This window comes from Rugosimonospora africana, assembly GCF_016862975.1.
Lineage (GTDB): Bacteria > Actinomycetota > Actinomycetes > Mycobacteriales > Micromonosporaceae > Rugosimonospora > Rugosimonospora africana.
Genome location: NZ_BONZ01000153.1, coordinates 1 through 4,775 on the forward strand (window position 1 = coordinate 1; position 4,775 = coordinate 4,775).

The following is a 4,775-nucleotide window of genomic DNA, read 5'->3' on the forward strand; positions in this document are numbered from 1 at the left end:
ATCATCGGACCGCGCTGACGCCCCACCCAACTCCCGTACCGCCTCGATTCATCCCGTCGGGACGGTAATGCGCCGCCCCTCACTCCGTTGTCAGGGCGATCGGTTGTCGAGAGCAGGGTGTTTGACGTGGCGTTTTGTGGGCGGTCCGGGGTGGTGTGAGGCAGGGGTGAACCTCTCGTGATCATGGAGTTGTCGAAGCTATATGACTCCCAAGAGGGACCACACCTGCTGATGCCATCTTGTCTGGTCGACGCGCTGCAAGAGAACTCGCCCGGCCATAGCGCGGTGCCCGCCGCGCTGGCTGAGGAGCACCAGAACGACCTGGTGCACGCTCTGGCGGCGGTGCCTGGCCCGCGTAGCCGCCGCGGCGTGCGGTATCGGCTGGCCAGCCTGCTCGCGCTGGCGGTCTGCGCGGTGCTGGCTGGTTGGCCGCATCGGCGATGATCTCGTCGAGACGGTGCGGGTTCCAGCGCCACTCGTGCATGGTAAGCCAGGTCGCGTCAGACTCGGCAGGGCGCTGCACCGGGCAGGCGGTGGTCTCGGGTCGGAATCAGGGTGCCGTCGACGATCGCGATCTGGTCGGCGCGTCGACATCAGCCCGGGGCCAGCGCGAGCAGCGGTCCGATGGTGTCGGCGACGCAGTGCGCGGCGGCATGCGAGATGCCGAACAGCGGGCGGATTTGGCGCAGGGTCAGGTTGGTTCGCCAGTAGGCGGCGACCAGCAGTACCCGGTCGGGCAGGTTCAACGCCCACTGCCGACCCGGTCGCCCGTCAGCGATCACCTCACCTCCGCGTTCGGCGGCCAGCCGGACGGGGCGGCAGGTGGCATGGTTCGGGTGGGCGGAAGGACTGCAGGAAGCGGCGGACGATTTGGGCTGCCGCGGTAGCCCTGCGCGCGGATTTCGCGGTAGAGGGCGGCTGCGTCAGTGTGGCCGGCGTCGAACCGCTGCTAGAGGTCGGGCGGGTAGGCGCCCGACAGGGTGATGCGGTTGATGGTCCTGGACAGCAATTCATTCAGGTCGGTGGCCCGGGCGAACCGGCGTACGGTGTGCCGGTCCACTCGCAGCGCGCGGGCGATGGCGGAGACGGGCCGGCCTTCGACGAATTGGCGTTGGACGCCCTCGTAGGTTCCCGAGTCCGGATCGCGATCAGGCCTCGCGCTGGACGTCGACGGCGGTGGACAGTTTGCGCGGTCGACTCGCTCGACCTGACCAATCCGAACGTGTGCTTCTGGGGCATATCATCACGCGTCCGTGTCCATCGCCTTACGGAGTCGCTCACGCAGTGCGATCAGCGCGGCCCGGTTCCGCTCCGGCTGCGGGGTGGTCGTGTCCTCCCATCGGGTCAGCTCGTCGGCCAGCCACGTCAGGGCGGCGTGCTCGCCGAGCCGGTACTCGATGATCAGCTGGGCTGTCGCCGTCGTGATGTGCAAGCGCTGCGGGAGCGGGCCACCGTCTACGAGAAGGCTGTCGAGCAGCGCGAGGCCCGCCTGGATCTCCTGCTGGATCTGTGCCTGGCGCTCGGCGACCCGCGCCTTCAGGGCCGCGAGGTCCGACTGGTCGGCGAAGATCAGTCGAAGCGCGATCTCGCTATTTACTCCCGTCGGGCTGACCGGCGTGCTCAGCCACCGACGGATCGCCTCCCGGCCAGCTTCTGCCGCCTGCCAGCGCTGGCCTGCTCTGCTGCCGGGCTCCGCGGCAACCGCCTCGACAAGCCCACGTTCGGCGAGGCGCTTGGGCTCGCCGAGCAGAGCGCGGCGGCTCGCAGTCCACACCCAACGCAGCGAGCGCTGGGTCTGCTCGGCCAAGGCGTACGCCGTCATCGGCACGGTCGCCAACAGGCCGAGCACGGCCAGCGCGTTGAGTGACGGGAGGTCTTCGCTGTCGTCGGATGTCTGCTCTGAATCCGTTCTTGCCACGACCAGCAGTGTAGTGCATACTGCACCGTGACAGTGCACTCTGCACTGTGGAAGAAGGTCTGGCGATGACGCTGACGACAACCTCTGACGCGGAGCTCGAAGCCCGCACCCGCGCCGCGTTCGACCGGTTCTACGATCTGATGGCTCGAAGCGACCCTCGGCGCACGTTGGTCGACTCGGCATGGACCTGCCGTGATGTCGCCGCGCACGTGCTCGACGTGCTCGGTCGCTACACCCGGCGAGACCTCACTGTGCCCGACGGGCTGGCCGAGACGCCGTTCGAGGTGGGTGACCTGAATGCTCGCGATCTCGCCCGCCGCGAGGGCGCCTCAGTGCCTGACCTGCTCGGCCTGCTCAAATCTGAACTGGAGGCCTACCTCGCCCTCGAGATCCCCCTGGACGCACGGTTTCCATTCCACACCGGTCAGACCATCGACGGGGCCGGTGCGCGCGGGAACATGCTCGGTGAGCTGCTCGTCCACGGGTGGGACGTCGCCCGAACGATGAAGCAGCCATGGCCGATCGCGGCACGGGACGCCGTCCTTCATGTCAACGGCGGGCTGCAGGTCGCATCCGGCTGGCTCGACCCGACTGCCACCGCCGGCATGCAGTTTCGTGCCCGCATCCACGTCGCGGGCGGCCGGTCGCAGCTGATGTCCATCGATGACGGCGCCTGCACCGTCGCCGACGCCAGCGCCTCGGACGGGCCTGTCGATGTTGTCGTGTGGGCCCGGGCGGTGCCGATCGATCTCCTGTTCCTTAAACGCATTGGTCTTCCCGGCGCCATACGCCGGGGGCTCGCAGTCGTCGGCGGTCGCCGGCCCTGGCTCGGCCTCCAGCTCCCCCGTTTGTTCCTCCCCGTCTGATCCACCACACGGCTTCAAGAGGCCCCGATGAACAGCCACCAGATTTGGCAGGTGGTCGACGAGCAGCGAGCTAGTGCTGTGACCGCATAGGTTCGCCGTGTTGGTGGTCCTGGCGGTTGGGTGTGGGGTAACCGTCCGATCCGACCGCTGGAGGCGCGGTGGCCGAGCCTGTCCGTGTGCGCAGACTGACCGACCAGGAGGGGCAACGGCTGCAGCAGATCGTGCGCCGAGGCAGTACAAGCTCGGTGCGCTACCGCCGCGCGATGATGCTGCTGGCCTCGGCCGGCGGGAACACGGGTACCGGTGATCGCCCAGTTGGTGCAGGCCGACGAGGACACCGTCCGGGACGTGATCCACCGCTTCAACGAGATCGGCCTGGCCTGCCTGGACCCTCATTGGGCGGGAGGCCGCCCCGCCAACTCAGCCCTGACAAGGAGGACTTCGTCATCCAGACGGCCACCACCCGACCTGCCAAACTCGGCCAGCCCCTCACCCGCTGGTCACTGCGCAAGCTTGCCGCCTATCTGCGGAAAGTCCACGGCCGGGTCATACGCATCCGCCGCGAAGCATTACGCCGCCTGCTCGCCCGCCGCGGCATCACCTTCCAGCGCACCAAGGCATGCAAGGAGTCCCCGGACCCCGAGCGTGAGGCGAAGCTGGACCGGATCGAGGAAGTGGTGGACCGTTTCCCGGACCGGGTCTTCGCCTTCGACGAGTTCGGCCCGCTCGGGATCCGGCCCGCCGCAGGTTCTGGCTGGGCCCGCCAGAAACACCCCGACCGGGTGGCCGCCACCTACCACCGCACCCACGGCATCCGGTACTTCCACGGCTGCTACTCGATCGGCGACGACACCCTGTGGGGAGCCAACCGCCGCAGGAAGGGCGCCGCGAACACGCTGAAAGGGCGCTGAAGTCGATCCGAGCCGCCCGACTCGACGGCACACCGATCTACGTGATCCTGGACAACCTGTCCGCCCATAAGGGAAGCGACATCCGCCGCTGGGCGAAGAAGAACAAGATCGAGTTGTGCTTCACCCCGACCTACGCCTCCTGGGCAAATCCCGTCGAGGCGCACTTCGGGCCGCTGAGGCAGTTCACCATCGCCAACTCCTATCACCCCAACCACACCGTGCAGACCAGAGCCCTGCACGCCTACCTGCGCTGGCGCAACGCCAACGCCCGCCACCCCGACGTCCTCGCCGCCCGGACGCAAGGAACGCGCTCGCATCCGCGGCGAGAAAGGCATCCTCTGGGGCGGACGGCCCCCTCGCCACCGCAGCCTGACCAAGTGATCCAGCGCAGAACGTCAGATCCTCGCACTACGGGCGATGCGGTACAGCACGCTCGGACGCAGTGGCCCTTCGGGCGCGGTGGGGTCGTCGAAGTCGTCGCCCGGGTCCCGGGTCATGCCGATCCGTCGCATCACCGCCTGCGAACGGAGGTTGGTGGCCGTTGTCACAGCAAGGATCTCGGAAAGCCCAAGAGTGTCGAAGCCGTGGGCCAGGACTGTCAGCGCGGCCTCGGTAGCGTAGCCCTGGCCCCAGGCCGAGCGGGCGAGCCTCCAGCCGATCTCCACTCCTGTGAACGGCATACCGTCATCCGCCTGGTCCAAGCCCGCAAAGCCGATGAACTCGCCCGTGGCCCGCACCTCAACCGCCCACCACCCGTAGCCTCGCTGGTCGAACTCGGCCTGGAACTGGGCCACGGAGGCATCGCAGTGTTCGCGGGTAAGCAGGTCGCCCAAGTGCTCCCGAACCTCGGGATCGGCATTCATCGCCGCCCATGGTTCAAGGTCGGAGTCTCGCCATCGACGGAGAGTGAGGCGATTGGTACGCAGTTCAGCCATGCTGCCCAGCCAAACGTGAGCTGTGCGCCCGAGGCAATCCCTTTTCCTCAGGACGACATCGCCACGCAGGAAGAAGAACCTGCACGGCTCGCTCTCCGGCTGACGAAGCGACCACCGATCCGGCGAACCTATGCGGTCACAGCAC

General features: G+C 67.8%; 5 protein-coding genes and 2 pseudogenes. 4 read left to right on the forward strand and 3 right to left on the reverse strand.

Annotated features, from left to right (window positions below):
- Window positions 1-177 precede the first annotated feature (177 nt).
- On the forward strand, window positions 178-444 hold the full coding sequence (locus Raf01_RS50450) for a transposase family protein (protein WP_239134592.1): 267 nt from the start codon (window positions 178-180) through the stop codon (window positions 442-444).
- A gap of 83 nt (window positions 445-527) precedes the next feature.
- Here Raf01_RS50450 and Raf01_RS48815 read toward each other — a convergent pair.
- Window positions 528-791: pseudogene (locus Raf01_RS48815) on the reverse strand (helix-turn-helix domain-containing protein); the annotation flags it as partial.
- A gap of 452 nt (window positions 792-1,243) precedes the next feature.
- Window positions 1,244-1,918 (reverse strand): PadR family transcriptional regulator, encoded by a 675-nt coding sequence (locus tag Raf01_RS48820; RefSeq protein ID WP_203925025.1) that lies wholly within the window; start codon window positions 1,916-1,918, stop codon window positions 1,244-1,246.
- A 47-nt stretch (window positions 1,919-1,965) separates the two neighbouring features.
- Here Raf01_RS48820 and Raf01_RS48825 point away from each other — a divergent pair, with 47 nt between their 5' ends.
- On the forward strand, window positions 1,966-2,784 hold the full coding sequence (locus Raf01_RS48825) for a maleylpyruvate isomerase mycothiol-dependent enzyme family protein (protein WP_203925026.1): 819 nt from the start codon (window positions 1,966-1,968) through the stop codon (window positions 2,782-2,784).
- A gap of 158 nt (window positions 2,785-2,942) precedes the next feature.
- Window positions 2,943-4,076: pseudogene (locus Raf01_RS48830) on the forward strand (IS630 family transposase).
- Window positions 4,077-4,090: 14 nt separating this feature from the next.
- On the opposite strand, the gene Raf01_RS48835 reads toward Raf01_RS48830, so the two are convergent.
- Entirely contained in the window at window positions 4,091-4,558 is a 468-nt protein-coding gene (locus Raf01_RS48835; protein ID WP_308442714.1) for a GNAT family N-acetyltransferase, read from the reverse strand.
- Between Raf01_RS48835 and Raf01_RS50455 the strand changes: the two genes are divergently transcribed.
- On the forward strand, window positions 4,502-4,775 hold a 274-nt coding region (locus Raf01_RS50455), incomplete at its 3' end, for a hypothetical protein (protein ID WP_239134594.1). The two genes, Raf01_RS48835 and Raf01_RS50455, sit on opposite strands and share 57 nt — an antisense overlap.